The 22,560-nt window shown below is 68.3% G+C and carries 36 protein-coding genes; 33 read left to right on the top strand and 3 right to left on the bottom strand.

Annotation, left to right across the window (positions count from 1 at the left end; all coding sequences use genetic code 11):
* Positions 1 to 26 precede the first annotated feature (26 nt).
* From rpsJ to mtnN, 33 genes are all read left to right on the top strand, one after another.
* Positions 27 to 335, top strand: coding sequence for a 30S ribosomal protein S10 (gene rpsJ, locus ABD998_RS11440; RefSeq protein ID WP_156242027.1), 309 nt, complete (start codon positions 27 to 29; stop codon positions 333 to 335).
* Between the two features lie 8 nt (positions 336 to 343).
* The gene (gene rplC / locus ABD998_RS11445) at positions 344 to 1,003 is read left to right on the top strand and encodes a 50S ribosomal protein L3 (RefSeq protein WP_345439222.1); all 660 of its coding nucleotides are present in this window, start codon (positions 344 to 346) and stop codon (positions 1,001 to 1,003) included.
* Positions 1,004 to 1,008: 5 nt separating this feature from the next.
* Complete coding sequence (gene rplD / locus ABD998_RS11450) at positions 1,009 to 1,668, top strand: 50S ribosomal protein L4 (protein WP_345439224.1); 660 nt, start codon at positions 1,009 to 1,011, stop codon at positions 1,666 to 1,668.
* Positions 1,665 to 1,964, top strand: a complete 300-nt coding sequence (gene rplW / locus ABD998_RS11455) for a 50S ribosomal protein L23 (protein WP_345439226.1) — start codon at positions 1,665 to 1,667, stop codon at positions 1,962 to 1,964. Before rplD ends, rplW begins: the two co-directional genes overlap by 4 nt.
* Positions 1,965 to 1,985: 21 nt before the next feature.
* A complete protein-coding gene (gene rplB, locus ABD998_RS11460; RefSeq protein WP_345439228.1) occupies positions 1,986 to 2,825 on the top strand; it encodes a 50S ribosomal protein L2 in 840 nt (279 codons plus the stop codon).
* A gap of 11 nt (positions 2,826 to 2,836) precedes the next feature.
* Entirely contained in the window at positions 2,837 to 3,118 is a 282-nt protein-coding gene (gene rpsS, locus ABD998_RS11465) for a 30S ribosomal protein S19 (RefSeq protein WP_135063327.1), read from the top strand.
* Positions 3,119 to 3,140: 22 nt separating this feature from the next.
* Entirely contained in the window at positions 3,141 to 3,536 is a 396-nt protein-coding gene (gene rplV, locus ABD998_RS11470) for a 50S ribosomal protein L22 (protein ID WP_345439231.1), read from the top strand.
* Entirely contained in the window at positions 3,536 to 4,291 is a 756-nt protein-coding gene (gene rpsC, locus ABD998_RS11475; RefSeq protein ID WP_345439233.1) for a 30S ribosomal protein S3, read from the top strand. The genes rplV and rpsC overlap by 1 nt, the downstream gene beginning before the upstream one ends.
* Positions 4,291 to 4,710, top strand: a complete 420-nt coding sequence (rplP, locus tag ABD998_RS11480) for a 50S ribosomal protein L16 (RefSeq protein ID WP_345439235.1) — start codon at positions 4,291 to 4,293, stop codon at positions 4,708 to 4,710. The genes rpsC and rplP overlap by 1 nt, the downstream gene beginning before the upstream one ends.
* Positions 4,710 to 5,015: a 50S ribosomal protein L29 gene (gene rpmC / locus ABD998_RS11485; RefSeq protein WP_345439237.1), complete on the top strand. Its 306-nt coding sequence runs from the start codon at positions 4,710 to 4,712 to the stop codon at positions 5,013 to 5,015. Before rplP ends, rpmC begins: the two co-directional genes overlap by 1 nt.
* Positions 5,015 to 5,299: a 30S ribosomal protein S17 gene (gene rpsQ / locus ABD998_RS11490; protein WP_345439239.1), complete on the top strand. Its 285-nt coding sequence runs from the start codon at positions 5,015 to 5,017 to the stop codon at positions 5,297 to 5,299. Before rpmC ends, rpsQ begins: the two co-directional genes overlap by 1 nt.
* On the top strand, positions 5,296 to 5,664 hold the full coding sequence (gene rplN, locus ABD998_RS11495) for a 50S ribosomal protein L14 (RefSeq protein WP_345439241.1): 369 nt from the start codon (positions 5,296 to 5,298) through the stop codon (positions 5,662 to 5,664). The genes rpsQ and rplN overlap by 4 nt, the downstream gene beginning before the upstream one ends.
* 3 nt (positions 5,665 to 5,667) lie before the next feature.
* Positions 5,668 to 6,027 carry a 50S ribosomal protein L24 gene (gene rplX / locus ABD998_RS11500; RefSeq protein ID WP_345439243.1) on the top strand — a complete coding sequence of 120 codons (360 nt, stop codon included), beginning with the start codon at positions 5,668 to 5,670 and terminating at the stop codon, positions 6,025 to 6,027.
* A gap of 2 nt (positions 6,028 to 6,029) precedes the next feature.
* On the top strand, positions 6,030 to 6,620 hold the full coding sequence (rplE, locus tag ABD998_RS11505; RefSeq protein ID WP_345439245.1) for a 50S ribosomal protein L5: 591 nt from the start codon (positions 6,030 to 6,032) through the stop codon (positions 6,618 to 6,620).
* A 152-nt stretch (positions 6,621 to 6,772) separates the two neighbouring features.
* Positions 6,773 to 7,171, top strand: coding sequence for a 30S ribosomal protein S8 (gene rpsH, locus ABD998_RS11510; RefSeq protein WP_345439247.1), 399 nt, complete (start codon positions 6,773 to 6,775; stop codon positions 7,169 to 7,171).
* Between the two features lie 7 nt (positions 7,172 to 7,178).
* Positions 7,179 to 7,715 (top strand): 50S ribosomal protein L6, encoded by a 537-nt coding sequence (rplF, locus tag ABD998_RS11515; RefSeq protein ID WP_345439249.1) that lies wholly within the window; start codon positions 7,179 to 7,181, stop codon positions 7,713 to 7,715.
* Positions 7,716 to 7,717: 2 nt separating this feature from the next.
* Positions 7,718 to 8,077 carry a 50S ribosomal protein L18 gene (gene rplR, locus ABD998_RS11520; protein WP_345439251.1) on the top strand — a complete coding sequence of 120 codons (360 nt, stop codon included), beginning with the start codon at positions 7,718 to 7,720 and terminating at the stop codon, positions 8,075 to 8,077.
* 20 nt (positions 8,078 to 8,097) lie between these two features.
* Positions 8,098 to 8,751, top strand: coding sequence for a 30S ribosomal protein S5 (gene rpsE / locus ABD998_RS11525; RefSeq protein ID WP_345439253.1), 654 nt, complete (start codon positions 8,098 to 8,100; stop codon positions 8,749 to 8,751).
* A complete protein-coding gene (rpmD, locus tag ABD998_RS11530; RefSeq protein ID WP_345439255.1) occupies positions 8,751 to 8,936 on the top strand; it encodes a 50S ribosomal protein L30 in 186 nt (61 codons plus the stop codon). Before rpsE ends, rpmD begins: the two co-directional genes overlap by 1 nt.
* Complete coding sequence (gene rplO / locus ABD998_RS11535) at positions 8,936 to 9,397, top strand: 50S ribosomal protein L15 (RefSeq protein ID WP_345439257.1); 462 nt, start codon at positions 8,936 to 8,938, stop codon at positions 9,395 to 9,397. Before rpmD ends, rplO begins: the two co-directional genes overlap by 1 nt.
* A gap of 110 nt (positions 9,398 to 9,507) precedes the next feature.
* Positions 9,508 to 10,833 (top strand): preprotein translocase subunit SecY, encoded by a 1,326-nt coding sequence (gene secY, locus ABD998_RS11540; RefSeq protein WP_345439259.1) that lies wholly within the window; start codon positions 9,508 to 9,510, stop codon positions 10,831 to 10,833.
* Positions 10,830 to 11,426, top strand: a complete 597-nt coding sequence (locus ABD998_RS11545; protein WP_345439261.1) for an adenylate kinase — start codon at positions 10,830 to 10,832, stop codon at positions 11,424 to 11,426. The genes secY and ABD998_RS11545 overlap by 4 nt, the downstream gene beginning before the upstream one ends.
* A 1-nt stretch (position 11,427) precedes the next feature.
* The gene (gene map, locus ABD998_RS11550; protein ID WP_345439263.1) at positions 11,428 to 12,270 is read left to right on the top strand and encodes a type I methionyl aminopeptidase; all 843 of its coding nucleotides are present in this window, start codon (positions 11,428 to 11,430) and stop codon (positions 12,268 to 12,270) included.
* 22 nt (positions 12,271 to 12,292) lie between these two features.
* Positions 12,293 to 12,982, top strand: coding sequence for a DsbA family protein (locus tag ABD998_RS11555; RefSeq protein ID WP_345439265.1), 690 nt, complete (start codon positions 12,293 to 12,295; stop codon positions 12,980 to 12,982).
* A 165-nt stretch (positions 12,983 to 13,147) separates the two neighbouring features.
* Positions 13,148 to 13,375, top strand: a complete 228-nt coding sequence (infA, locus tag ABD998_RS11560; protein WP_156242004.1) for a translation initiation factor IF-1 — start codon at positions 13,148 to 13,150, stop codon at positions 13,373 to 13,375.
* Positions 13,376 to 13,439: 64 nt separating this feature from the next.
* Positions 13,440 to 13,556 (top strand): 50S ribosomal protein L36, encoded by a 117-nt coding sequence (gene rpmJ, locus ABD998_RS11565; RefSeq protein WP_005050492.1) that lies wholly within the window; start codon positions 13,440 to 13,442, stop codon positions 13,554 to 13,556.
* A 167-nt stretch (positions 13,557 to 13,723) separates the two neighbouring features.
* The gene (rpsM, locus tag ABD998_RS11570) at positions 13,724 to 14,098 is read left to right on the top strand and encodes a 30S ribosomal protein S13 (protein ID WP_345439268.1); all 375 of its coding nucleotides are present in this window, start codon (positions 13,724 to 13,726) and stop codon (positions 14,096 to 14,098) included.
* Between the two features lie 28 nt (positions 14,099 to 14,126).
* Positions 14,127 to 14,525 (top strand): 30S ribosomal protein S11, encoded by a 399-nt coding sequence (gene rpsK / locus ABD998_RS11575; protein ID WP_345439270.1) that lies wholly within the window; start codon positions 14,127 to 14,129, stop codon positions 14,523 to 14,525.
* A gap of 142 nt (positions 14,526 to 14,667) precedes the next feature.
* The gene (locus ABD998_RS11580; RefSeq protein ID WP_345439272.1) at positions 14,668 to 15,657 is read left to right on the top strand and encodes a DNA-directed RNA polymerase subunit alpha; all 990 of its coding nucleotides are present in this window, start codon (positions 14,668 to 14,670) and stop codon (positions 15,655 to 15,657) included.
* A 35-nt stretch (positions 15,658 to 15,692) separates the two neighbouring features.
* Positions 15,693 to 16,283, top strand: a complete 591-nt coding sequence (gene rplQ, locus ABD998_RS11585) for a 50S ribosomal protein L17 (protein WP_345439274.1) — start codon at positions 15,693 to 15,695, stop codon at positions 16,281 to 16,283.
* 208 nt (positions 16,284 to 16,491) lie between these two features.
* Positions 16,492 to 17,952 (top strand): SulP family inorganic anion transporter, encoded by a 1,461-nt coding sequence (locus ABD998_RS11590; protein WP_345439276.1) that lies wholly within the window; start codon positions 16,492 to 16,494, stop codon positions 17,950 to 17,952.
* A 159-nt stretch (positions 17,953 to 18,111) separates the two neighbouring features.
* Positions 18,112 to 18,567 (top strand): S-ribosylhomocysteine lyase, encoded by a 456-nt coding sequence (locus ABD998_RS11595; protein WP_345439871.1) that lies wholly within the window; start codon positions 18,112 to 18,114, stop codon positions 18,565 to 18,567.
* Complete coding sequence (mtnN, locus tag ABD998_RS11600) at positions 18,564 to 19,253, top strand: 5'-methylthioadenosine/S-adenosylhomocysteine nucleosidase (RefSeq protein ID WP_345439278.1); 690 nt, start codon at positions 18,564 to 18,566, stop codon at positions 19,251 to 19,253. The genes ABD998_RS11595 and mtnN overlap by 4 nt, the downstream gene beginning before the upstream one ends.
* A gap of 21 nt (positions 19,254 to 19,274) precedes the next feature.
* On the opposite strand, the gene ABD998_RS11605 is transcribed toward mtnN, so the two are convergent.
* Genes ABD998_RS11605 through ABD998_RS11615 form a run of 3 tightly spaced genes read right to left on the bottom strand, consistent with a single transcriptional unit; the run spans position 19,275 to position 22,483 of the window.
* Complete coding sequence (locus ABD998_RS11605) at positions 19,275 to 20,150, bottom strand: carbohydrate ABC transporter permease (RefSeq protein WP_345439280.1); 876 nt, start codon at positions 20,148 to 20,150, stop codon at positions 19,275 to 19,277.
* A gap of 1 nt (position 20,151) precedes the next feature.
* Complete coding sequence (locus ABD998_RS11610; RefSeq protein ID WP_345439283.1) at positions 20,152 to 21,147, bottom strand: carbohydrate ABC transporter permease; 996 nt, start codon at positions 21,145 to 21,147, stop codon at positions 20,152 to 20,154.
* 4 nt (positions 21,148 to 21,151) lie between these two features.
* Positions 21,152 to 22,483 (bottom strand): extracellular solute-binding protein, encoded by a 1,332-nt coding sequence (locus tag ABD998_RS11615; protein ID WP_345439285.1) that lies wholly within the window; start codon positions 22,481 to 22,483, stop codon positions 21,152 to 21,154.
* Positions 22,484 to 22,560 lie beyond the last annotated feature (77 nt).

The raw sequence follows: 22,560 nt of genomic DNA on the forward strand, positions 1-22,560 counted from the left end.
GTACGACGCGGAAAGAGAGACAGACAATGGCGGGACAGAAGATCCGCATTCGCCTGAAGTCGTATGACCACGAGGTCATCGACTCGTCGGCGCGCAAGATCGTCGACACGGTGACCCGTGCCGGCGCTCAGGTCGTCGGCCCGGTGCCGCTCCCGACGGAGAAGAACGTCGTGGCGGTCATCCGTTCGCCCCACAAGTACAAGGACAGCCGCGAGCACTTCGAGATGCGCACCCACAAGCGCCTCATCGACATCGTCGACCCGACCCCCAAGGCGGTCGACTCGCTCATGCGCCTGGACCTCCCTGCTGACGTCAACATCGAGATCAAGCTCTGAGGTCCGACATGGCTGACATCAACAACAAGGTTTCGAAGGGCCTCCTGGGCACGAAGCTCGGGATGACCCAGGTCTGGAACGAGAACGGCAAGCTCATCCCCGTCACGGTGATCGAGCTCGCCCCCAATGTGGTCACGCAGCTGCGCTCGGTCGAGAAGGACGGCTACAACGCCGTGCAGATCGGCTACGGCCAGATCGACCCCCGCAAGGTGAACAAGCCCCTCACGGCCCACTTCGAGGCCGCGGGCGTGACGCCCCGTCGTCACCTCACCGAGATCCGCACCGCGGACGCCGCCGACTACACCCTGGGCCAGGAGCTCACGGTGGACGGCACGTTCGAGGCCGGCCAGCTCGTCGACGTCGTCGGCACGAGCAAGGGCAAGGGCACCGCGGGTGTCATGAAGCGCCACAACTTCAAGGGCGTCTCGGCTTCGCACGGTGCGCACCGCAACCACCGCAAGCCCGGTTCGATCGGCGCATCGTCGACCCCGAGCCGCGTCTTCAAGGGCATGCGCATGGCCGGCCGTATGGGCGGCGAGCGCGTGACCGTCCTCAACCTCACGGTCCACGCCGTCGACGCCGAGAAGGGTCTGCTGCTCGTCAAGGGCGCCGTCCCCGGTGCGCGCGGTCGGATCGTCTTCGTCCGCAACGCTGTGAAGGGAGCCTGAGTTAGATGGCTGACTCCACGCTCGCCCTCGACGTTCTCGGAACCGACGGCAAGAAGACCGGCACGGTCGAGCTTCCCGCCTCGGTGTTCGACGTCAAGACGAACATCCCGCTGATCCACCAGGTCGTCGTCGCGCAGCTCGCGGCGGCTCGCCAGGGCACGCACTCGACCAAGCGTCGCGGCGAGGTCTCCGGCGCCGGCCGCAAGCCCTTCAAGCAGAAGGGCACGGGCAACGCCCGTCAGGGCTCGATCCGCGCGCCGCACATGACCGGCGGTGGCATCGTCCACGGCCCGAAGCCGCGCGACTACTCGCAGCGCACCCCCAAGAAGATGATCGCCGCCGCCCTCGCGGGCGTGCTCAGCGACCGTCTCCGCGGCGGCCGCCTGCACGTCGTCGACGCGTTCGGCGCCGAGAAGCCCTCGACGAAGGCCGCTGCGTCCTTCCTCGCACAGGTCACGACCTCGAAGAAGGTCCTCGTCGTGCTCGACCGCACCGACGACTTCGGCTGGCTGAGCGTTCGCAACCTCGCGAACGTGCACGTCCTGTCGGCCGACCAGCTCAACGCCTACGACGTGGTCACGTCCGACGACGTCGTGTTCACGAAGGCCGCGATCGACGCGTTCATCGCGCTGAAGTCCGGCGCCACCCAGGAGGTCTCGGCATGACCGCGCTCAACAAGGACCCGCGCGACATCATCCTGTCGCCCGTCGTCTCCGAGAAGAGCTACGGCCTGATCGACGAGGGCAAGTACACGTTCATCGTGGACCCCCGCTCGAACAAGACGGAGATCAAGCTCGCGATCGAGAAGATCTTCGATGTGAAGGTCGCCTCGGTGAACACGATCAACCGCGTCGGCAAGTCCCGCCGCACCCGCTTCGGCACCGGCAAGCGCAAGGACACCAAGCGCGCCATCGTGACTCTGAAGTCGGGCACCATCGACATCTTCACGGCCGTCGCCTGACCCGCGGAGGAGGAGAGAACAATGGCTATTCGCAATTACAAGCCCACGACCCCGGGTCGCCGCGGCTCGTCGGTGGCTGACTTCGCCGAGATCACGCGATCGACCCCCGAGAAGTCGCTGCTGCGCCCGCTCGCCAAGACGGGCGGCCGCAACAACCAGGGCCGCATCACCACCCGCCACATCGGCGGCGGGCACAAGCGCCAGTACCGCGTCATCGACTTCCGTCGCAACGACAAGGACGGCATCAACGCCAAGGTCGCTCACATCGAGTACGACCCCAACCGCACCGCGCGCATCGCGCTCCTGCACTACTTCGACGGCGAGAAGCGCTACATCCTCGCGCCCGAGAAGCTGCGCCAGGGCGATGTCGTCGAGTCGGGTGCCGGCGCCGACATCAAGCCCGGCAACAACCTGCCGCTGCGCAACATCCCGACCGGTACGGTGATCCACGCGATCGAGCTCCGTCCCGGCGGCGGTGCGAAGCTGGCTCGTTCGGCGGGCGCCTCGGTGCGTCTCGTCGCGAAGGACGGCCCCTACGCCCAGCTGCGCCTGCCCTCGGGCGAGGTCCGCAACGTCGACGTGCGCTGCCGCGCCACGATCGGCGAGGTCGGCAACGCCGAGCAGTCGAACATCAACTGGGGCAAGGCCGGCCGCAAGCGCTGGAAGGGCGTGCGCCCGACCGTCCGCGGTGTCGCGATGAACCCGGTCGACCACCCGCACGGTGGTGGTGAGGGCAAGACCTCCGGTGGTCGCAACCCCGTCACGCCGTGGGGTCAGCCTGAGGGCCGCACCCGTCACGCGAACAAGGAAAGCGACAAGCTCATCGTTCGTCGTCGTAACGCCGGCAAGAAGCGCAAGTAGGAGTCAAGAAGATGCCACGCAGTCTGAAGAAGGGCCCCTTCGTCGACGAGCACCTGCTTCGCAAGGTTGTCTCGCAGAACGAGGCGGGTTCCAAGAACGTCATCAAGACCTGGTCGCGCCGTTCGATGATCATCCCCGCCATGCTGGGACACACCATCGCCGTGCACGACGGTCGCAAGCACATCCCCGTGTTCGTGACCGAGACCATGGTCGGCCACAAGCTGGGCGAGTTCGCGCCCACCCGCACCTTCCGCGGTCACGTGAAGGACGACAAGAAGGGCCGTCGCCGCTAAGGCGACCTGAGAGGAGAGAGAAATGGTGGAGTCCATCGCACGTGTGCGACACATCCGCGTGACCCCTCAGAAGGCTCGCCGTGTCGTTGCCCTCATCAAGGGCAAGCAGGCCCAGGAGGCGCTCGCGATCCTCAAGTTCGCGCAGCAGTCCGCCTCGGACCCGATCTACAAGCTCGTCGAGTCGGCGATCGCCAACGCGCAGGTCAAGGCCGGCAATGCCGGCGAGTACCTGAACGAGCAGGACCTGTACGTGAAGAACGCCTTCGTGGACGAGGGGACGACGCTCAAGCGCTTCCAGCCTCGTGCCCAGGGCCGCGCGTTCCAGATCAAGAAGCGCACGAGCCACATCACGGTCGTGCTCTCCACGCCGGACGCCGCCGAGGCGGCCCCGGCGGAGCAGAAGAAGGCGAGCAAGTAATGGGACAGAAGGTCAACCCGTACGGCTTCCGTCTCGGCATCACCACGGACCACGTCTCGCGCTGGTTCTCTGACTCGACCAAGCCGGGTCAGCGTTACGCCGACTACGTGGCCGAGGACATCAAGATCCGCAAGCTCCTGACGACGACGCTCGACCGCGCCGGCGTCTCGAGCATCGAGATCGAGCGCACCCGCGACCGCGTGCGCGTCGACATCCACACCGCGCGCCCCGGTATCGTCATCGGCCGTCGCGGTGCGGAGGCCGAGCGCATCCGCAGCGAGCTCGAGAAGCTCACGGGCAAGCAGATCCAGCTGAACATCCTCGAGGTGAAGAACCCCGAGGCCGACGCTCAGCTCGTCGCCCAGGGCGTCGCCGAGCAGCTCAGCGCCCGCGTGGCCTTCCGCCGCGCGATGCGCAAGGGCCTGCAGGGCGCCCAGCGCGCCGGCGCCAAGGGCGTCCGGATCCAGGTCTCGGGCCGTCTCGGCGGCGCCGAGATGAGCCGTTCGGAGTTCTACCGCGAGGGTCGTGTGCCGCTGCACACGCTGCGCGCGAACATCGACTACGGCTTCTACGAGGCGAAGACCACCTTCGGCCGCATCGGCGTGAAGGTCTGGATCTACAAGGGCGACCTCACCAACAAGGAACTCGCGCGTGAAGAGGCTTCGCGCAAGCCCGCTTCGCGCGACCGTGGCGGCCGCCGCGGGCCCCGTCGCAACGACGAGGCCGCTCCGGTCGCGGAAGGAGCGTCGGCGTAATGCTCATCCCCCGCAAGGTCAAGTACCGGAAGCAGCACCACCCCAAGCGGGATGGCGCGGCGACCGGCGGCACGAAGGTCTCCTTCGGCGAGTACGGCATCCAGGCGCTCACGCCGGCCTACGTGACGAACCGTCAGATCGAGGCGGCTCGTATCGCCATGACGCGTCACATCAAGCGTGGTGGAAAGGTGTGGATCAACATCTACCCCGACCGTCCGCTCACCAAGAAGCCGGCCGAGACCCGAATGGGCTCCGGCAAGGGCTCGCCCGAGTGGTGGGTCGCCAACGTCAAGCCGGGCCGCGTCCTCTTCGAGGTCGCGGGTGTCAACGAGCAGCTCGCTCGCGAGGCACTCACCCGGGCAATCCACAAGCTGCCGCTCAAGGCACGCATCATCAAGCGCGAGGAGGGCGACGCGTAATGGCGATCGGCACCAAGGAGCTCGCCCCCAAGGAGCTCGACACGTTCGAAGACCAGCGCCTCGCCGAGGAGCTGCGCAAGGCCAAGGAGGAGCTGTTCAACCTCCGTTTCCAGTCGGCCACCGGCCAGCTGGAGAGCCATGGCCGCATCCGCGCCGTCAAGCGCGACATCGCCCGTCTCTACACGGTGATCCGCGAGCGCGAGCTCGGGATCCGCGCGACGCCCGCGCCGGTGGAGACCAAGGCCAAGAAGAGCAAGGCGAAGAAGGCTGCAGAGCCGGCTGCCGCCGAGGGAGAGGCTGAGTGATGGCCACCGAGAACAAGACCGAGGAGACCGTCGAGCGCGGTTACCGCAAGTCGTTCCGCGGCTACGTCGTGAGCGACAAGATGGACAAGACGATCGTCGTCGAGGTCGAGGACCGCGTGAAGCACCCCCTCTACGGCAAGGTCATCCGTCGCACCAAGAAGCTCAAGGCTCATGACGAGCAGAACAGCGCCGGCATCGGCGACCTCGTCGTGATCAACGAGACGCGTCCGCTCAGCGCGACCAAGCGCTTCCGCCTGGTCGAGATCGTGGAGAAGGCCAAGTGATTCAGAACGAATCCCGACTCAAGGTCGCCGACAACACCGGCGCCAAGGAGCTGCTCACCATCCGCGTGCTCGGCGGTTCGAACCGCCGCTACGCGGGCCTCGGTGACACGATCGTCGCCACCGTCAAGGACGCGATCCCCGGCGGCAACGTGAAGAAGGGCGACGTCGTCAAGGCGGTCGTCGTCCGCACCGTCAAGGAGACTCGTCGCGCCGACGGCTCCTACATCAAGTTCGACGAGAACGCCGCCGTGATCCTGAAGAACGACGGGGAGCCCCGCGGCACCCGCATCTTCGGCCCGGTCGGCCGTGAGCTGCGCGACCGCAAGTTCATGAAGATCGTCTCGCTCGCCCCGGAGGTGCTGTAACTCATGGCGAACATCAAGAAGGGCGACCTCGTCCAGGTGATCACCGGCGCCAAGCCCGAGCGCGGCGGAGACCGCGGCAAGCAGGGCAAGGTGCTCGAGATCGTCGACGGCGGCAACCGCGTCGTCGTCGAGGGCGTCAACTACATCACCAAGCACAACCGCGTCGGCCAGACGCAGCGCGGCACCAAGACGGGTGGCATCGAGACCTTCGAGGCCCCGATCCACGTGTCGAACGTCGCGCTCGTCGACCCCGAGACGAAGAAGCCGACCCGCGTCGGCTTCCGCGTGGAGGAGCAGGTCAAGGACGGCGTCAAGAAGACGGTTCGCGTGCGCTACGCGAAGAAGTCGGGTAAGGACATCTGACAATGAGCACGGACACCGCAGCGCAGACTGGCAAAATCCAGCCGCGCAAGAAGCAGGTCTACCGCGACGAGATCCGCCAGAAGCTGCAGGACGAGTTCGGCTACGCCAACCCGATGCAGATTCCCGGCCTCGTCAAGGTCGTCGTGAACACGGGTGTCGGCGAGGCCGCTCGCGACAGCAAGGTCATCGAGGGCGCGGTCGCAGACCTCACCGCCATCACCGGCCAGAAGCCCGTCGTGACGAAGGCCAAGAAGTCGATCGCGCAGTTCAAGCTGCGCGAGGGTCAGGCCATCGGCGCGCACGTCACCCTCCGCGGTGACCGCGCGTGGGAGTTCCTGGACCGCCTCATCTCGCTCGCCCTGCCCCGTATCCGCGACTTCCGCGGCCTGTCGCCGAAGCAGTTCGACGGCAACGGCAACTACACCTTCGGTGTGACGGAGCAGTCGATCTTCCACGAGATCGACCAGGACAAGATCGACCGCGTCCGCGGCTTCGACATCACGATCGTCACCTCCGCGAAGTCGGACGACGAGGGACGCGCGTTCCTGCGCCACCTCGGCTTCCCCTTCGTGGGCAAGAACGACGAGGCCTGATACACTAGGGCGTTTGCTTCATGCGTGTGGCCCCCGCGGTCGTGTGCCGCGGGGGCCACACGCATGGCATCCCACAACTGAACACAGCCAGTCATCGAAGGTCGTCTGTCGTGTAACGGCAGCCGAAACCTCATGAACGAAGGACAAGTCATATGACAATGACAGACCCGGTCGCAGATCTGCTGACCCGTCTGCGCAACGCGAACTCGGCGCACCACGACTCCGTGTCGCTGCCGTCGAGCAAGCTCAAGACGCACATCGCCGACATCCTCAAGCAGGAGGGCTACATCGCGTCGTGGGAGGAGTCTGACGCCCGCGTGGGCAAGACCCTCACGCTGACGCTGAAGTACGGCCCCAACCGCGAGCGGTCGATCGCCGGCATCAAGCGCGTGTCGAAGCCCGGCCTCCGCGTGTACGCGAAGTCCACGGAGCTCCCTCGCGTCCTCGGCGGACTCGGCGTCGCCATCCTGTCCACCTCCAGCGGGCTCCTCACGGACCGCCAGGCCGAGCAGAAGGGCGTGGGCGGAGAAGTTCTCGCCTACGTGTGGTGATCGAACCATGTCGCGTATCGGACGTCTTCCCATCGACATCCCCGCCGGCGTCTCTGTGACGGTCGACGGGTCCACGGTTGCGGTCAAGGGCCCCAAGGGCGAGCTCGCCCTCGAGGTCGCGAAGCCGATCGAGGTCAAGGTCGAGGAGAACCAGGTTCTCGTCACCCGCCCCGACGACGAGCGTGAGTCGCGTGCCCTGCACGGCCTCACCCGCACCCTCATCTCCAACAACATCATCGGCGTGACCCAGGGCTACACCAAGGGCCTCGAGGTCGTCGGCACGGGTTACCGCGTCGCGCAGAAGGGCTCGTCCGTCGAGTTCGCCCTGGGCTTCTCGCACCCGGTCACCGTCGAGCCGCCGACCGGCATCACGTTCACGGTCGAGGGCAACAACAAGCTCACCGTCAGCGGCATCGACAAGCAGGCCGTCGGCGAGGTGGCTGCCAACATCCGCAAGATCCGCAAGCCCGAGCCCTACAAGGGCAAGGGCGTGCGCTACGCCGGCGAGGTCGTGCGTCGCAAGGCCGGAAAGGCTGGTAAGTAATCATGGCTGTGAAGTCGAAGTCCGCCGCCCGGTCGCGTCGTCACACCCGCCTTCGCAAGAAGGTCGTGGGCAGCGAGCTGCGTCCGCGCCTCGTCGTCACGCGCTCCGCGCGCCACGTCTTCGTCCAGGTCGTCGACGACAGCAAGGGCCACACCCTCGCCAGCGCGTCGACGCTCGAGACCGACCTGCGCTCGTTCGAGGGCGACAAGACCGCCAAGGCCCGCAAGGTCGGCGAGCTCGTCGCCGAGCGTGCGAAGGCCGCCGGCATCGAGGCCGTCGTGTTCGACCGCGGAGGCAACCGCTACGCCGGCCGCGTCGCCGCGATCGCCGACGGCGCCCGCGAGGGAGGCCTGAACCTGTGAGTGAGATCAAGGAGACCGAAGTGACCACCGAAGCCGCTCAGGCAGCGCCCGAGCAGACCGAGGAGCGCCGCGAGCGTGAGCCTCGCCGCGGCGGTCGCGATCGCAACAGCCGCGGGAACGACCGCAACGGCCGTGGCGCCGACAGCCAGTTCCTGGAGCGCGTCGTCACGATCAACCGCGTGTCGAAGGTCGTCAAGGGCGGTCGCCGCTTCAGCTTCACGGCGCTCGTCGTCGTGGGCGACGGCAACGGCGTCGTGGGCGTCGGCTACGGCAAGGCCCGCGAGGTGCCCCTGGCCATCTCCAAGGGCGTCGAGGACGCGAAGCGCAACTTCTTCCGCGTCCCCCGCGTCGGCAGCACCATCCCGCACCCCGTGCAGGGTGAGGCGGCCGCGGGTGTCGTCCTGCTCCGTCCGGCTGCCGCCGGTACCGGTGTCATCGCGGGCGGCCCCGTCCGCGCCGTCCTCGAGTGCGCCGGCATCCACGACGTGCTCTCGAAGTCGCTCGGCTCGTCGAACACGATCAACATCGTGCACGCGACCGTCGAGGCCCTGAAGCAGCTCGAGGAGCCCCGTGCGGTCGCCGCGCGCCGCGGTCTCGACTTCGACCAGGTCGCCCCGGCTCGTCTCGTGCGTGCGGAGGCCGAGGCCGCCGCGAGTGCAAAGGCAGGTGCCTGATGGCTTCGCGTCTGAAGGTGACGCAGATCAAGTCCAAGGTGAGCGAGAAGCAGAACCAGCGTGACACGCTGCGCAGCCTCGGTCTCAAGCGGATCGGCGACTCGGTCGTCCGTCCCGACGACCAGCAGACGCGCGGCTACGTGCGCACGGTCGCTCACCTCGTGAAGGTTGAGGAGATCGACTGATGGCTGAGAGCAACGAGCAGCGCCCCGGCGTGCTGAAGGCCCACCACCTCCGTCCCGTCCCCGGCGCCAACACCGCGAAGACCCGCAAGGGTCGCGGTGAGGGCTCGAAGGGCAAGACGGCCGGTCGCGGCACGAAGGGCACGAAGGCCCGCAACACCGTGCGCGTGGGCTTCGAGGGTGGGCAGATGCCGCTGCACATGCGCACCCCGAAGCTCCGCGGCTTCAAGAACCCGTTCCGCGTCGAGTACCAGGTCGTGAACCTGGACAAGCTCGCGGAGCTCTACCCCCAGGGCGGCGACGTGACCGTCGCCGACCTCGTCGCCAAGGGCGCCGTTCGCAAGAACGAGAAGGTCAAGGTCCTGGGAGGCGGCGAGATCGCCGTCGCCCTGACCGTGGACGTCGACAAGGTCTCCGGCTCGGCTGAGCAGAAGATCGTCGCCGCCGGCGGCAGCATCAAGTAAGACCCCGTGAAAGGGCCGGAGGCGAGCGCCTCCGGCCCTTTCCGTTACTCTGGAGCGTGGTGCGCCTGATAACGGTCGCGCATCGCTCCATTCCACTGGGAGGCCCTTCCTTGTTCAGCGCCATCGCGCGGATCTTCCGCACGCCCGACCTGCGTCGGAAGATCGGCTTCACGCTCGGGATCATCGCCGTGTACCGTTTCGGCGCGCACGTCCCCGCACCGTTCGTCAACTTCCCGAACGTGCAGAGCTGTATCGACCAGACGTCCGGCGCGCAGGGCCTCCTCTCGCTCGTGAACCTGTTCTCGGGCGGCGCACTGCTGCAGCTGTCGATCTTCGCCCTCGGCGTCATGCCGTACATCACGGCGACGATCATCACCCAGCTGCTGCGCGTGGTCATCCCGCACTTCGAGACCCTCTACAAGGAGGGCCAGCAGGGCCAGGCGAAGCTCACGCAGTACACGCGCTACCTCACGATCGCGCTCGCGCTGCTGCAGTCGACGACGCTCATCACCGTCGCGCGCAGCGGTCAGCTGTTCGGCGTGACGGGGATCCCGGAGTGCACCGAGCTGCTCACGAACGACGTGTGGTGGGCGCAGCTGCTCCTCATCATCACGATGACGGCCGGCACGGGGCTCATCATGTGGTTCGCCGAGCTCGTCACCGAGCGCGGCATCGGCAACGGCATGTCGCTGCTCATCTTCACGTCGATCGCCGCGACGTTCCCCGCCGCCATGTGGTCGATCTGGCAGGCGCGCGGCTTCGAGATCTTCCTGCTCGTGCTCGCGGTCGGCGTCGTCGTCGTCGCGGCCGTCGTCTTCGTCGAGCAGTCGCAGCGCCGCATCCCCGTGCAGTACGCCAAGCGGATGGTCGGACGCCGCACCTACGGCGGGACGAACACGTACATCCCGATCAAGGTGAACATGGCGGGCGTCGTCCCCGTGATCTTCGCGTCGTCGCTGCTGTACATCCCGTCGCTCATCGCGCAGTTCAACTCCACGCCCGACTCCGAGGGCAATCTGCCCGGCTGGGTCACGTGGATCAACAACTACCTGACGACGGGCGACCACCCGGCGTACATGGCGGTCTACTTCCTCCTCATCATCGGCTTCACGTACTTCTACGTGGCCATCACGTTCAACCCGGTCGACGTCGCCGACAACATGAAGAAGTACGGCGGCTTCATCCCCGGCATCCGCGCCGGCCGCCCGACGGCCGAGTACCTCGACTACGTGCTGACGCGCATCACGCTCCCCGGCTCTCTGTACCTGGGCCTCATCGCGCTCATCCCGCTCATCGCCCTCGCGACGGTCGGCGCCAACCAGAACTTCCCGTTCGGCGGCGCCTCGATCCTCATCATCGTCGGCGTCGGCCTCGAGACCGTGAAGCAGATCGACGCGCAGCTGCAGCAGCGCCACTACGAAGGGCTCCTCCGATGACCGCGACCCGCCTCCTGATCGTCGGACCGCAGGGCTCCGGCAAGGGCACGCAGGGCGTGCTCGTCGCCGAGGCCTTCGGCATCCCCGTCGTCTCGACGGGCGACATCTTCCGCGCGAACATCCAGCAGGGCACCGAGCTCGGCCGCACCGTCAAGGCGATCACCGATGCGGGCAACCTCGTGCCCGACGAGGTGACGAGCGAGATCGTGCGCGACCGGCTGTCGCAGGACGACGCGCAGGGCGGATTCCTGCTCGACGGGTACCCCCGCAACGCGGCGCAGGTGGAGCACCTCGATGCGTTCCTCGGCGGCCGGGGCGAGAGCCTCGACGCCGTGATCCTCCTCGACGTGCCGCGCGACGAGTCGATCGCGCGCATCGCCAAGCGCGCCGAGGAGCAGGGGCGCACCGACGACACGGCCGAGGCGATCGCGAAGCGGCTCGACATCTACGAGTCCGAGACGGCGCCCATCCTCGACGTCTACGGCGCGCGCGGCATCGTCGACCGGATCGACGGCGTCGGCTCGCTCGACGAGATCACCGAGCGCATCTTCGCCGCGCTCGGGGCGCGCGGTCTCGCGCGCGTGGCCGCGTAGCGTGTTCCGGCGCTCGCCCTACAAGAACGCCGCGCAGCTGCGGGGGATGGTCGCACCCGGCCTCGTCACGGCGGCGTCGCTCGACGAGGTGCGGCGGATCATCCGCCCCGGCATCACGACGGGCGAGCTCGATGCGGCGGCGCACGACGTGATCGTCGCACGCGGTGCGCGCTCGAACTTCCAGCTCGTGCGCGGGTACCGCCACACGACGTGCATCTCCGTCAACGACCAGGTGGTGCACGGCATCCCCGGCGGACGCGTCATCGAGGCGGGCGACATCGTGTCGATCGACTCGGGAGCCGAGACGCCCGACGGCTGGAACGGCGACTCGGCGATCACTGTCGTGGTGCCAGGGGGAGACCCCGTGGTGGCCGCGCGTCGCGAGGAGCTCTCGCGCGTGACGGAGGGGTCCATGTGGGCCGGCATCGCCGCGCTCGCCCGCGCATCCCACCTCGGCGAGGTGGGCGCCGCCATCCAGGACTTCATCGAGGCGAACCCGCTGTCGACGGGCGCGCCGGCCGGCATCCTCCGCGACTACGTCGGCCACGGCATCGGGCGGAAGATGCACGAGGCCCCGTCGATCTTCAACTACCGCACCCCCGAGCGCGGCGCGGATGTGCGCCCCGGTCTCACCGTGTGCATCGAGCCGATGATGACGGCGGGATCGGACGAGGTGTTCGTCGAGGACGATGAGTGGACCGTCTCGACCGTCGACGGCTCCGACGGCTCTCACTGGGAGCACAGCGTCGCCGTGCATGATGGCGGCATCTGGGTTCTCACCGCGCCCGACGGGGGAGCGTCCGCTCTCGCCGCGTTCGGCGTCGTCCCCGAGCCCCTCGCCTGACCGACCGGAGAAGACTGCAGTGATGATGGCAAGCCCTGGCAAGAAGACGAACTGGTTCGCGATCATCATCTCGATCGTCGTCGTGGTCGCGGTGGTGGGTGTCGGCGCGCTCGTCGTGACGATGAACAACGCCGCCTCGGCGCCCGCCGCGGCGCCGGCCGACGGCGTCGTCAACGAGGACACGGGCGGAATCAGCCTGGGCGAGGGCGCCGACGTCATCGAGGAGTACGTCGACTTCATGTGCCCGTACTGCGGGCAGTACTGGGACGGGTACAGCGAGTACGTGAGCGAGAAGGTGTCGTCGGGGGACGCGACCCTCGTCATCCACCCCATCTCGATCCTCGACAACGCGTCGATGGGAACCCAGTACTCGACCCGCGCCGCGAGCGCTGCGTACTGCGTCGCGGAGTCGAACCCCGAGGCCTTCTACCCCTACGTCGACAAGCTGTTCGCGAACCAGCCCGCCGAGTCGACGGAGGGCCTCACGGACGACCAGCTCGCCGACTACGCCTCGCAGGTCGGTGCAGGCGATGCCGCGTCGTGCATCGCCGACGGCGAGTACATGGACTACGTCACCGAGAAGACGCAGGACACCCCGATCGCGGAGGGCGCCACGGGCATCTCCACGCCGACGATCGTCGTCAACGGCGAGATGGTGAGCCTCACGTTCTCCGGCCCGGAGACCGATCTCGCGCCTCTCCTCACGCAGTGACCGCCGGCGCGACGCGGCGACACGCCGAGGTTGCCGACACGCCCGACGTGACCTAACATAGATCTTTGGTGCCTTGCGCCTCATCGCGGCGTGTCGTCGAGACGAGCCGGCACCACCATCCCACCCACCGCAGACCGGCCGGTCTGCAGCTACGCGAGCGAGGCTATGGCGAAGAAAGACGGAGTCATCGAGTCCGAGGGGACCATCGTGGAGGCGCTGCCGAACGCGATGTTCCGTGTCGAGCTCGACAAGCCCGCTGGGCACAAGGTGCTCGCGACGATCTCGGGCAAGATGCGCCAGAACTACATCCGCATCATCCCCGAGGACCGCGTCGTCGTCGAGCTGAGCCCGTACGACCTCACGCGCGGTCGTATCGTCTACCGCTACCGCTGATCGGCCGAGAAGTAACGACCGGCGTGCCCGCACGCCGGTACGAAGACAGCGAACAGGAAGCAACATGAAGGTCAACCCCAGCGTCAAGCCGATCTGCGACCACTGCAAGGTGATCCGCCGCCACGGCCGCGTCATGGTGATCTGCAAGAGCAACCCGCGCCACAAGCAGCGCCAGGGTTGAGCCGAGCCTCGCAAGAGGATCCTCATACGGGGCCTCGCGAGGCGCTCAGCGCAGACATCGACAACTGAATCTCGGCAGGATCAGAACCCGCACGGCGGGGGACACCTCGGGGCGGAGGCCCGGGCACCGATCCTGCTCCACACCTCCATCGACAACAGGAGAACCGCATGGCACGTCTTGCCGGCGTCGACATCCCGCGCGACAAGCGCGTGGTGATCGCACTCACGTACATCTACGGCGTTGGCCGTACCCGCTCGAACGAGATCCTCGCCGCCACGGGCATCGACGAGAACATCCGCGTCAAGGACCTCTCGGACGACCAGCTCGTCGCGCTGCGCGACTACATCGAGGGCAACTACAAGGTGGAGGGCGACCTCCGCCGCGAGGTGGCGGCCGACATCCGCCGCAAGGTCGAGATCGGCTCCTACGAGGGCCTCCGTCACCGCCGTGGCCTCCCGGTCCGCGGTCAGCGCACGAAGACCAACGCGCGTACGCGCAAGGGTCCCAAGCGCACCGTTGCCGGTAAGAAGAAGGCCCGCTAAGGCGCGCGGATAGGTTCAGGAGAAGAACATGGCTGCACCCAAGACTGCTGCGCGCAAGCCGCGCCGCAAGGAGAAGAAGAACATCGCGCTGGGCCAGGCCCACATCAAGTCGACGTTCAACAACACGATCGTGTCGATCACCGACCCGTCCGGCGCTGTCATCAGCTGGGCGTCGTCGGGTGGCGTGGGCTTCAAGGGCTCGCGCAAGTCGACGCCGTTCGCCGCCGGTCTCGCCGCGGAGTCCGCTGCGCGCCAGGCGCAGGAGCACGGCGTCAAGAAGGTCGACGTCTTCGTCAAGGGCCCCGGCTCGGGTCGCGAGACCGCGATCCGCTCGCTGCAGGCCGCGGGCCTCGAGGTCGGCTCGATCTCGGATGTCACGCCGCAGGCGCACAACGGCTGCCGTCCGCCGAAGCGCCGCCGCGTCTGAGAACCGTCTTCGCCGGGGTGCTCGCGAGAGCACCCCGGCGCATTCGCCGTTCCGGCCCGGCTCGCGCTGGGTCCCGAGTACAACTCAAGACCTCATCCACGCAAGTGTCATATAGCGGGCACTTGATCGAAAGGAACACATAGTGCTCATCGCACAGCGTCCGACCCTCACCGAGGAGAAGATCTCGGAGTTCCGCAGCCGGTTCGTCATCGAGCCGCTCGAGCCCGGCTTCGGCTACACGATCGGCAACGCGCTCCGCCGCAGCCTCCTCTCGTCGATCCCCGGCGCGGCTGTCACGAGCATCCGCATCGACGGCGTGCTGCACGAGTTCAGCACGATCCCCGGCGTGAAGGAGGATGTCACCGAGATCATCCTCAACATCAAGCAGCTCGTCGTGTCGAGCGAGCGCGACGAGCCCATCACGGCGTACCTGCGCAAGACGGGCGCCGGCGAGGTCACGGCCGCCGACATCTCTGCCCCCGCGGGCGTCGAGGTGCACAACCCCGAGCTCGTCATCGCGACGCTCAACTCGGACGCGAAGTTCGAGCTCGAGCTCACGATCGAGCGCGGTCGCGGCTACGTCTCGGCGACGCAGAACCGCAACGAGTACGCCGAGGCCGGTCAGATCCCCGTCGACTCGATCTACTCTCCGGTCTTCAAGGTGAGCTACCGCGTCGACGCGACCCGTGCCGGTGAGCGCACCGACTTCGACAAGCTCATCCTGGACGTCGAGACGAAGGCATCCATCGCGCCCCGCGACGCCGTCGCGTCGGCAGGCCGCACGCTCGTCGAGCTGTTCGGCCTCGCGCGCGAGCTGAACGTCGAGGCGGAGGGCATCGAGATCGGCCCCGCGCCGGTGGAGACCGTCCTCTCGAACGAGCTGTCGATGCCGATCGAGGACCTCGACCTGTCGGTCCGCTCGTACAACTGCCTCAAGCGCGAGGGAATCAACACGGTCAGCGAGCTCGTCGCCCTCTCGGAGACGCAGCTCATGAACATCCGCAACTTCGGTCAGAAGTCGGTCGACGAGGTGCGCGACAAGCTCGTCTCGCTCGGTCTGTCGCTGAAGGACTCGGTGCCCGGTTTCGACGGCACCGGCTTCTACAGCGGCTACGACGAAGAGTCCCTCTGATCCGACTTCCCGCCCCGATTCTGGAGTAACAAGAAATGCCCAAGCCCACGAAGGGTGCCCGCCTCGGCGGCGGCCCCGCCCACGAGCGTCTGCTTCTCGCGAACCTCGCCGCGGCTCTGTTCACCCACAAGTCGATCAAGACCACGGAGACGAAGGCCAAGCGCCTCCGTCCCCTGGCTGAGCGCCTCATCACGAAGGCCAAGCGCGGCGACCTGCACGCCCGTCGCACGGTCCTCTCCGTGATCGGTGACAAGGAAGTCGTGCACGTCCTGTTCAACGAGATCGCTCCGCTCGTCGCGGACCGTGAGGGCGGCTACACGCGCATCACGAAGGTCGGCAACCGCAAGGGCGACAACGCCCCCATGGCCGTGATCGAGCTCGTGCTCGAGCCCGTGTCGCCGAAGACGAAGAAGGCCGCCCCGAAGGCCGAGACCGCCGCTGCTGCGCCGGTCGAGGACGAGGCTCCGGTCGAGGAGGCCGCTGAGGCCGAGGTGGCTGAGGCCGAGGTCGTCGAGGCTCCGGCCGAGGACGCCCCCGCCGCCGACGAGGCTCCGGCCGCCGACGAGGCCGCCGAGGCCCCTGCCGAGGAGACCGAGGCCCCTGCCGAGGAGACCGAGGCCAAGTAAGCCTCCCGCTCTCGAAGCGCCCCGCACCGTCAGGTGCGGGGCGCTTCTGCGTGCGGGTGCCGTCGTGTGGAGCCCGGCTCGTCGACACGCCTGCGGGGAGCACGGGCGACGACGGCGCCGGCCGGCCACTTCGGAGAGGAGGCGCCGCCAGGGGCCGTAGGGTGGGGAGGGGTCGTCCGCCCGCATCCCGCACGTCCCGAGGAGCCCCGTGTCCGCCGTCCTCCGCACGCTCCGGTCTCCGCGACTGCTCACCCGCGAGGTGCTCGCGGGACTCGTCGTCGCACTCGCGCTCATCCCCGAGGCGATCGCGTTCTCGATCATCGCGGGCGTCGACCCGCGCGTCGGGCTCTTCTCGTCGTTCATCATGGGCGTCGTGATCGCGTTCGTCGGCGGGCGTCCGGCCATGATCTCGGCGGCGACCGGAGCCGTGGCCCTCGTCGTCGCCCCCGTCGCGCCGACCTACGGTCTCGACTACCTCATCGCGACGATCATGCTCGCGGGCGTCATCCAGGTCCTCCTCGCGATGCTCGGCGTCGCGAAGCTCCTCCGTTTCATCCCGCGCAGCGTCATGACGGGCTTCGTCAACGCCCTGGCCATCCTCGTGCTCATCTCGCAGATCCCGCACGTCGTCGGCGTCCCATGGCTCGTCTACCCGCTCGTCGTCGCGGGCGTCGCGATCATCGTGGCCTTCCCGAAGCTCACGACCGCCATCCCGGCACCCCTCGTCGCGATCATCGTGCTCACGGTCGTCGCCGTCGTCTTCCGCATCGACATCCCCACGGTCGGCGACGAGGGCGCGCTGCCGGAGAGCCTGCCGTCGCTGTTCCTACCGGATGTGCCGCTCACGCTCGATACGCTGCGCATCATCGCGCCGTACGCGGTGGGGGTCGCCCTCGTCGGCCTGCTCGAGTCGCTCATGACCGCGAAGCTCGTCGACGAGATCACCGACACGCGGTCGTCGAAGACGCGCGAGGCATGGGGCCAGGGCGTCGCGCAGTTCTCGTCCGCGCTCTTCGGCGGGATGGGCGGCTGCGCCGTCGTCGGGCAGACCATGATGAACGTGCGCGTGTCGGGCGCCCGCACCCGCATCTCGACGTTCCTGGCGGGCGTCTTCCTGCTCGTGCTCGTCGTGCTGCTCGGCGACGTCGTCGCCGTGATCCCCATGGCGGCGCTCGTCGCCGTCATGATCATGGTCTCGGTCGCGGCGTTCGACTGGCACAGCCTGCGGCCGTCGACCCTGCGTCGGATGCCCCGGAGCGAGACGGCGGTCATGCTCGTCACGGTCGTCGCCACGGTCGCGACGCACAACCTCGCCATCGGCGTGGGCGGCGGGGTGCTCCTCGCCATGGTGCTGTTCGCGCGCCGCGTCGCGCACTTCACGACCGTGCGCCGCACCGTGGCTGATGGCGTGGCCCGCTACGAGGTCGACGGCGAGCTGTTCTTCGCGTCGTCGAACGACCTCACGAACCAGTTCGCGTACGCGGAGGACCCGCCGGACGTCGTCATCGACATGTCGCGTTCGCACGTGTGGGACGCGTCGTCGGTCGCGGCGCTCGACGCGATCGAGACGAAGTACGCCCGCCGCGGCATCGCCGTGGAGATCGTCGGGCTGAACGCCCCGTCGCGGCGCTTCCACGGGCGGCTGAGCGGGACGCTCGGGGGCGAGTAGGCGAGTCGCCCGGACACGACGCAGGAGATCCGAGGGCGGGCGCGCCCGGATCGGGGGCATCCGGTCCGTCTGCGGGGTGGATCTCCTGCACTGTGTCCGGATGCACGCGCCGCGCCGCGGCCATCCGCGTAGGCTCGGAGGGTGACCGAAACGCCCCGCATGAACGTCGAGTCGTTCAACCTCGACCACCGCATCGTCGCCGCGCCTTATCTGCGCCTCGCCGACCGCAAGCAGCTGCCGGCAGGCGACGTCATCGTGAAGTACGACGTGCGCTTCGCGCAGCCGAACGTCGCGCACCTCGAGATGCCGACCGTGCACTCGCTCGAGCACCTCTTCGCGGAGAAGAGCCGCAACCACTCCGATCGTGTCATCGACTTCTCGCCGATGGGGTGCCAGACGGGCTTCTACCTCATCCTGCAGGGCGAGCACTCGGTCGACGAGGTGGCGGCGCTCGTGCAGGCGACCCTCGAGGACATCCTCGCGGCCGACGAGGTGCCCGCCGCGAACGAGGTGCAGTGCGGATGGGGTGCGAACCACACGCTCGACGGCGCGCAGCGGGCGGCGCGCGCGTTCCTCGCGGAGCGCGACGCCTGGACGACGGTGTTCGCGGCATGACGACCCTCGTCGTCCAGGTCGCGATGGAGGAGGAGGCGCAGCCGTTCCTCGACGCGGCCTCCGAGGTGAGCGAGCCCGTCCGCATCGCGCGCGCCGTGCACCACGGCATCGTCGTCGGCGGGCGCACGGTCGTCCTCGTCCAGTCGGGCGTCGGGATGGTGAACGCGGCAGACGCCGCGGTCGGAGCCCTCCACCGCTACGGCGACGACGTGCTGCTCGTCTCCGCCGGCTCGGCGGGCGGGCTCGCGGCGGGCGTCGAGGTCGGCGACGTCTTCGTCGGCGACCGGTACGTCAACGTCGAGGCGGATGCCCGTGCCTTCGGCTACGAGGCGGGGCAGGTTCCCGGCATGCCGGCGTCGTACGAGGCGGATGGCGCGGCCTCCGCCGCGTTCGTCGTGGCGGCGCCGCAGGGCGTCACGGTGCGCCGCGGCAGCATCGGCTCGGGCGAGAAGTTCGTGACGGTCGACATCGCGCGCGGGCTGCGCGCAACCTTCCCGGGAATCCTCGTCGTCGACATGGAGACGGCCGCCGTCGCGCAGATCGCCCACAACCACGGCGTGCCGTTCGTGTCGGTGCGCGCCATCAGCGACCTGTGCGCCCCCGACGGCACCGAGTTCCGCACGCACCTCGACGGCGCAGCCGAGCTGTCGGCGCGCGTCGTGCTGGCGGGGATCGCGCGGCTGTAGCGCGATCCCCCCCGAGGGCGCCTACTTGATGCCCGAGGTGGCGAAGCCGGCCACGTAGCTGCGCTGCGCGAACAGGAACACGATGATCATCGGCACGACGTAGAGGATCGACGCGGCGGCGATGAGGTTGTTGAGCGGGAACCCCTGGTCGTTGACGTAGCCCGTCGTGAGCGCGACGGCGAGCGTCGTGTTGTCGTAGTTGAGCAGCAGGTTGGGAGTGATGAAGTCGCCCCACACGCCCGTGAACGACAGCACGAACACCGTCACGATGATCGGCTTCGACATGGGGATGAAGATGCGCAGGAAGGTGCCGAACCGCGAGCACCCGTCGAGCGTGGCCGCCTCCTCGAGCTCGCGCGGCAGGCCCGCGAAGAACTGGCGGTAGAGGAAGATCAGGTACGGCGATCCGGCGATGCCCCACAGCACCCACGGCCAGTACGTGCCGACCAGGCCGATCCGCGCGAACAGCAGGTACGTCGGGATCAGCGTCACGATGCCGGGCACGAGCATCATCGAGATGAGGACGCCGAAGAGGAAGCCCTTCCCCGGCCCCTTCAGGCGCGCGAAGCCGTAGCCCACGAGGGCGGAGAAGAACGTCGACAGCAGGCCGGAGAGCGAGGCGAGGAAGAACGAGTTCGCGGCGTAGACGAAGAACGGCTGCTCGGTCACGGCCTGTGCGAAGTTGCCCAGGGCCGGAGGCACGGGGAACCACACGAAGTCGCCGCTGGAGAGCTGCTCCGGCGTCTTGAGCGCCGTGATGAGCAGCAGCGCGAACGGCAGCAGGAGCGCGATCGAGATGATCGCGAGCACGGCGAACAGCACGGGGCGGGCGCGCAGCCGCTCGCGGACGCGGCGCGGTGCGCCGGCGGTCGTGATGACGCGGGTGGTGGTGGACATGTCAGCGTCCCTTCTCGGACGGGTCGACCGCGTAGAACACCGTTCTCCCGCCGATCTTGAAGGTCAGCACGGTGACGAGCAGGATGGCGAGGAAGAACAGCCAGAGCATGGCCGAGGCGGGGCCGTACTGCGAGTAGGCGAAGTACTTGGCGTAGACGTCGATCATGAAGATCTGGTTCGCCTCCGGCACGGCGGTGATGGCCGCGGCACCCGACGCGGGGGAGAGGAGCAGCGCGGGCACGAACGTCTGCAGGGCGCCGATCGTCGTCGTGATGGTCTGGAAGAGGATGACCGGCGAGATGGCGGGCAGCGTGACGTGCCAGAAGCGCTGGGCGGCGTTCGCGCCGTCGAGGACCGCCGCCTCGGTCAGCTCGGCGGAGACGTCCTGCAGGGCGGCCAGGTTGATGATGACCCCGCCGCCGATGCCCCACAGCATGACGACGATGAGGACGCCGAAGACGGCGTCGCCGTTGAACCAGTCCACGGCGTCGAGGCCCAGCTGGGCGAGGAGGCCGTTGAGGGCGCCGGTGTCGCGGTCGAAGATGAGCTTCCATGTGAGGGTCGCGGCGACGGGCGGCACGATCGCCGGGAGGTAGATGAACGACCGGAACCAGGTGCGTCCTCGCACGCGCTGGTTGAGGAGCACAGCGAGGAGCAGGCTTCCGACGATCGTGATCGGGACGACGATCGCCGCGAGCACGCCCGTGCGGCCGAGGCTGGCCCACGTGCCGGGGTCGACGAGCACGTCGCCGTAGTTGCCGAGCCCGACCCACGAGAAGGACGGCGAGATGCCGTCCCAGTTCGTCATGCTGATGACGAACGCGTACACGAGCGGGAAGAGCGTGAGCAGGACGGTGCCGGCGAGCCACGGCGAGATGAAGGCGTAGAACGCGCGGCCCTCCATCCGACGACGCGCGGATGGCCGGCGGCGCGGGCGGGAGGGCGCGGGGGCGTCGGGCGCCGGTGCGGCGGCCGGAGCGGTGGTCAGGATGGCCATGCGATCACTTCCCCACGAGCGACGCGCCCGTGCGGAGCAGCGCGTTCACCGAGTCGGTGGCGGAGTCGGCCCATTGGCCGACGGAGATGTCGCCGCGCACGGCGCGGGCGAAGGCGTCGGCGAGCGAGGCGTCGATCGCCGTGGCGTCGATGAACGGCGAGGCCGGCACGACGGAGAGGTACTTCTGCTCGTTGACCTGCGTGGCGTAGGCCGCCTTCTGCAGCTCGGTCTCCTGCGGAAGACGCTCGACGAGGCTGTCGACCGTGGGGATGCCCCATCCGGTCGTCGCCCGCTGCGCGGCGGGCTCGCCGCCGCAGAACCATTCCACGAAGGCGAACGCCTCGTCCTTCATGGACGACTTCGCCGAGATCCAGAAGCCCGTCGCGGCCGTCGTCGGGCTCACGCGCGTCCTGCCCATCATGGGCGCGGCGCAGAGCCGGGCGTACGGCTCGACCTCCTGGTCGGGCGTGATCTGGCCCGTCATCCAGTAGCCCGCGCCGTCCATCGCGAGCCGCTGCGCCGAGAAGCCGGGCCAGTCCCAGCCTTCCGGGCTGACGTCGACGAGGGTGTAGCCGATGCGCGCCGCGGCGACGTCGACGTACCACTGCAGGGCCTGGCGAGCCTCGGGGGAGGTGAGGTCGATCTCCGTCAGGTCGTCGTTGTAGACGCTGCCGCCCGCCGACGCCACCATGGTGGAGATCCCGGCGATCCGCGGCGTGGTCTGGAACAGCCCGTACTGCGTGACCTTGCCGCCCGAGCGGAAGGTCATCTCCTTGCCGTACTCGAGCAGGTCGGCGTGCGACAGAGGGGCGTCGTCCGTCGGCAGCGGCAGGCCCGCCTCCTCGAGCATGCGGGTGTTGACCCAGTACATGAGGTCCTGCGACCAGTCCTTCGTGATCCCGTAGTAGGCGCCGGCGCCCTGGGTCGTGCCGTCCCACCGCCAGACGTCGTTGACGGCGGCGAGATCGTCGAGGCGCAGGACGCTGCTCGCGCGGAGGTAGTCGTCGAGCGGATGCGAGATGCCGCGCGCGGCGTAGTACGCCGACTGCGACGCCCCTGTCGCCCGCACGACGTCGGGCGGGTTGCCTGCGGCGATCATCGAGTTCAGCCGGATCTGGTCGAAGGTGATGAACGACAGCCCGATGTCGGGGTAGGCGGCCTCCCACGACGCGAGGAGCTCGTCCGTGACCTCGTTCGCGACGGTCATGACGGTGATGGTGCGGGACTTGCCGCTGAAGGCGTTCGTGGAGCAGCCCGTCAGCGTCAGGGCGGACAGCCCCGCCGCCAGGGCTCCGCCGAGGAAGGCCCGGCGGGAGAAGGGCGCGGGTGGGCGCATGGACGTACCTCCGTTGCTACGTGGGTCCGGGGCGCGCGGGCCATCCGGAACGATCCTCATCCTGGAAATCGCGTGCC

Origin of the sequence: Microbacterium gilvum, from assembly GCF_039543865.1 — a bacterium.
In the GTDB taxonomy this organism is placed as follows: Bacteria; Actinomycetota; Actinomycetes; order Actinomycetales; family Microbacteriaceae; genus Microbacterium; species Microbacterium gilvum.

Coding starts and splice junctions, on each gene's coding strand:
- rpsJ (WP_156242027.1), top strand. CDS start 27: ATGGCGGGACAGAAGATCCGCATTCGCCTGAAGTCGTATGACCACGAG.
- rplC (WP_345439222.1), top strand. CDS start 344: ATGGCTGACATCAACAACAAGGTTTCGAAGGGCCTCCTGGGCACGAAG.
- rplD (WP_345439224.1), top strand. CDS start 1,009: ATGGCTGACTCCACGCTCGCCCTCGACGTTCTCGGAACCGACGGCAAG.
- rplW (WP_345439226.1), top strand. CDS start 1,665: ATGACCGCGCTCAACAAGGACCCGCGCGACATCATCCTGTCGCCCGTC.
- rplB (WP_345439228.1), top strand. CDS start 1,986: ATGGCTATTCGCAATTACAAGCCCACGACCCCGGGTCGCCGCGGCTCG.
- rpsS (WP_135063327.1), top strand. CDS start 2,837: ATGCCACGCAGTCTGAAGAAGGGCCCCTTCGTCGACGAGCACCTGCTT.
- rplV (WP_345439231.1), top strand. CDS start 3,141: ATGGTGGAGTCCATCGCACGTGTGCGACACATCCGCGTGACCCCTCAG.
- rpsC (WP_345439233.1), top strand. CDS start 3,536: ATGGGACAGAAGGTCAACCCGTACGGCTTCCGTCTCGGCATCACCACG.
- rplP (WP_345439235.1), top strand. CDS start 4,291: ATGCTCATCCCCCGCAAGGTCAAGTACCGGAAGCAGCACCACCCCAAG.
- rpmC (WP_345439237.1), top strand. CDS start 4,710: ATGGCGATCGGCACCAAGGAGCTCGCCCCCAAGGAGCTCGACACGTTC.
- rpsQ (WP_345439239.1), top strand. CDS start 5,015: ATGGCCACCGAGAACAAGACCGAGGAGACCGTCGAGCGCGGTTACCGC.
- rplX (WP_345439243.1), top strand. CDS start 5,668: ATGGCGAACATCAAGAAGGGCGACCTCGTCCAGGTGATCACCGGCGCC.
- rplE (WP_345439245.1), top strand. CDS start 6,030: ATGAGCACGGACACCGCAGCGCAGACTGGCAAAATCCAGCCGCGCAAG.
- rpsH (WP_345439247.1), top strand. CDS start 6,773: ATGACAATGACAGACCCGGTCGCAGATCTGCTGACCCGTCTGCGCAAC.
- rplF (WP_345439249.1), top strand. CDS start 7,179: ATGTCGCGTATCGGACGTCTTCCCATCGACATCCCCGCCGGCGTCTCT.
- rplR (WP_345439251.1), top strand. CDS start 7,718: ATGGCTGTGAAGTCGAAGTCCGCCGCCCGGTCGCGTCGTCACACCCGC.
- rpmD (WP_345439255.1), top strand. CDS start 8,751: ATGGCTTCGCGTCTGAAGGTGACGCAGATCAAGTCCAAGGTGAGCGAG.
- rplO (WP_345439257.1), top strand. CDS start 8,936: ATGGCTGAGAGCAACGAGCAGCGCCCCGGCGTGCTGAAGGCCCACCAC.
- ABD998_RS11545 (WP_345439261.1), top strand. CDS start 10,830: ATGACCGCGACCCGCCTCCTGATCGTCGGACCGCAGGGCTCCGGCAAG.
- ABD998_RS11555 (WP_345439265.1), top strand. CDS start 12,293: ATGATGGCAAGCCCTGGCAAGAAGACGAACTGGTTCGCGATCATCATC.
- infA (WP_156242004.1), top strand. CDS start 13,148: ATGGCGAAGAAAGACGGAGTCATCGAGTCCGAGGGGACCATCGTGGAG.
- rpmJ (WP_005050492.1), top strand. CDS start 13,440: ATGAAGGTCAACCCCAGCGTCAAGCCGATCTGCGACCACTGCAAGGTG.
- rpsM (WP_345439268.1), top strand. CDS start 13,724: ATGGCACGTCTTGCCGGCGTCGACATCCCGCGCGACAAGCGCGTGGTG.
- rpsK (WP_345439270.1), top strand. CDS start 14,127: ATGGCTGCACCCAAGACTGCTGCGCGCAAGCCGCGCCGCAAGGAGAAG.
- rplQ (WP_345439274.1), top strand. CDS start 15,693: ATGCCCAAGCCCACGAAGGGTGCCCGCCTCGGCGGCGGCCCCGCCCAC.
- ABD998_RS11595 (WP_345439871.1), top strand. CDS start 18,112: ATGAACGTCGAGTCGTTCAACCTCGACCACCGCATCGTCGCCGCGCCT.
- mtnN (WP_345439278.1), top strand. CDS start 18,564: ATGACGACCCTCGTCGTCCAGGTCGCGATGGAGGAGGAGGCGCAGCCG.
- ABD998_RS11605 (WP_345439280.1), bottom strand. CDS start 20,150: ATGTCCACCACCACCCGCGTCATCACGACCGCCGGCGCACCGCGCCGC.
- ABD998_RS11610 (WP_345439283.1), bottom strand. CDS start 21,147: ATGGCCATCCTGACCACCGCTCCGGCCGCCGCACCGGCGCCCGACGCC.
- ABD998_RS11615 (WP_345439285.1), bottom strand. CDS start 22,483: ATGCGCCCACCCGCGCCCTTCTCCCGCCGGGCCTTCCTCGGCGGAGCC.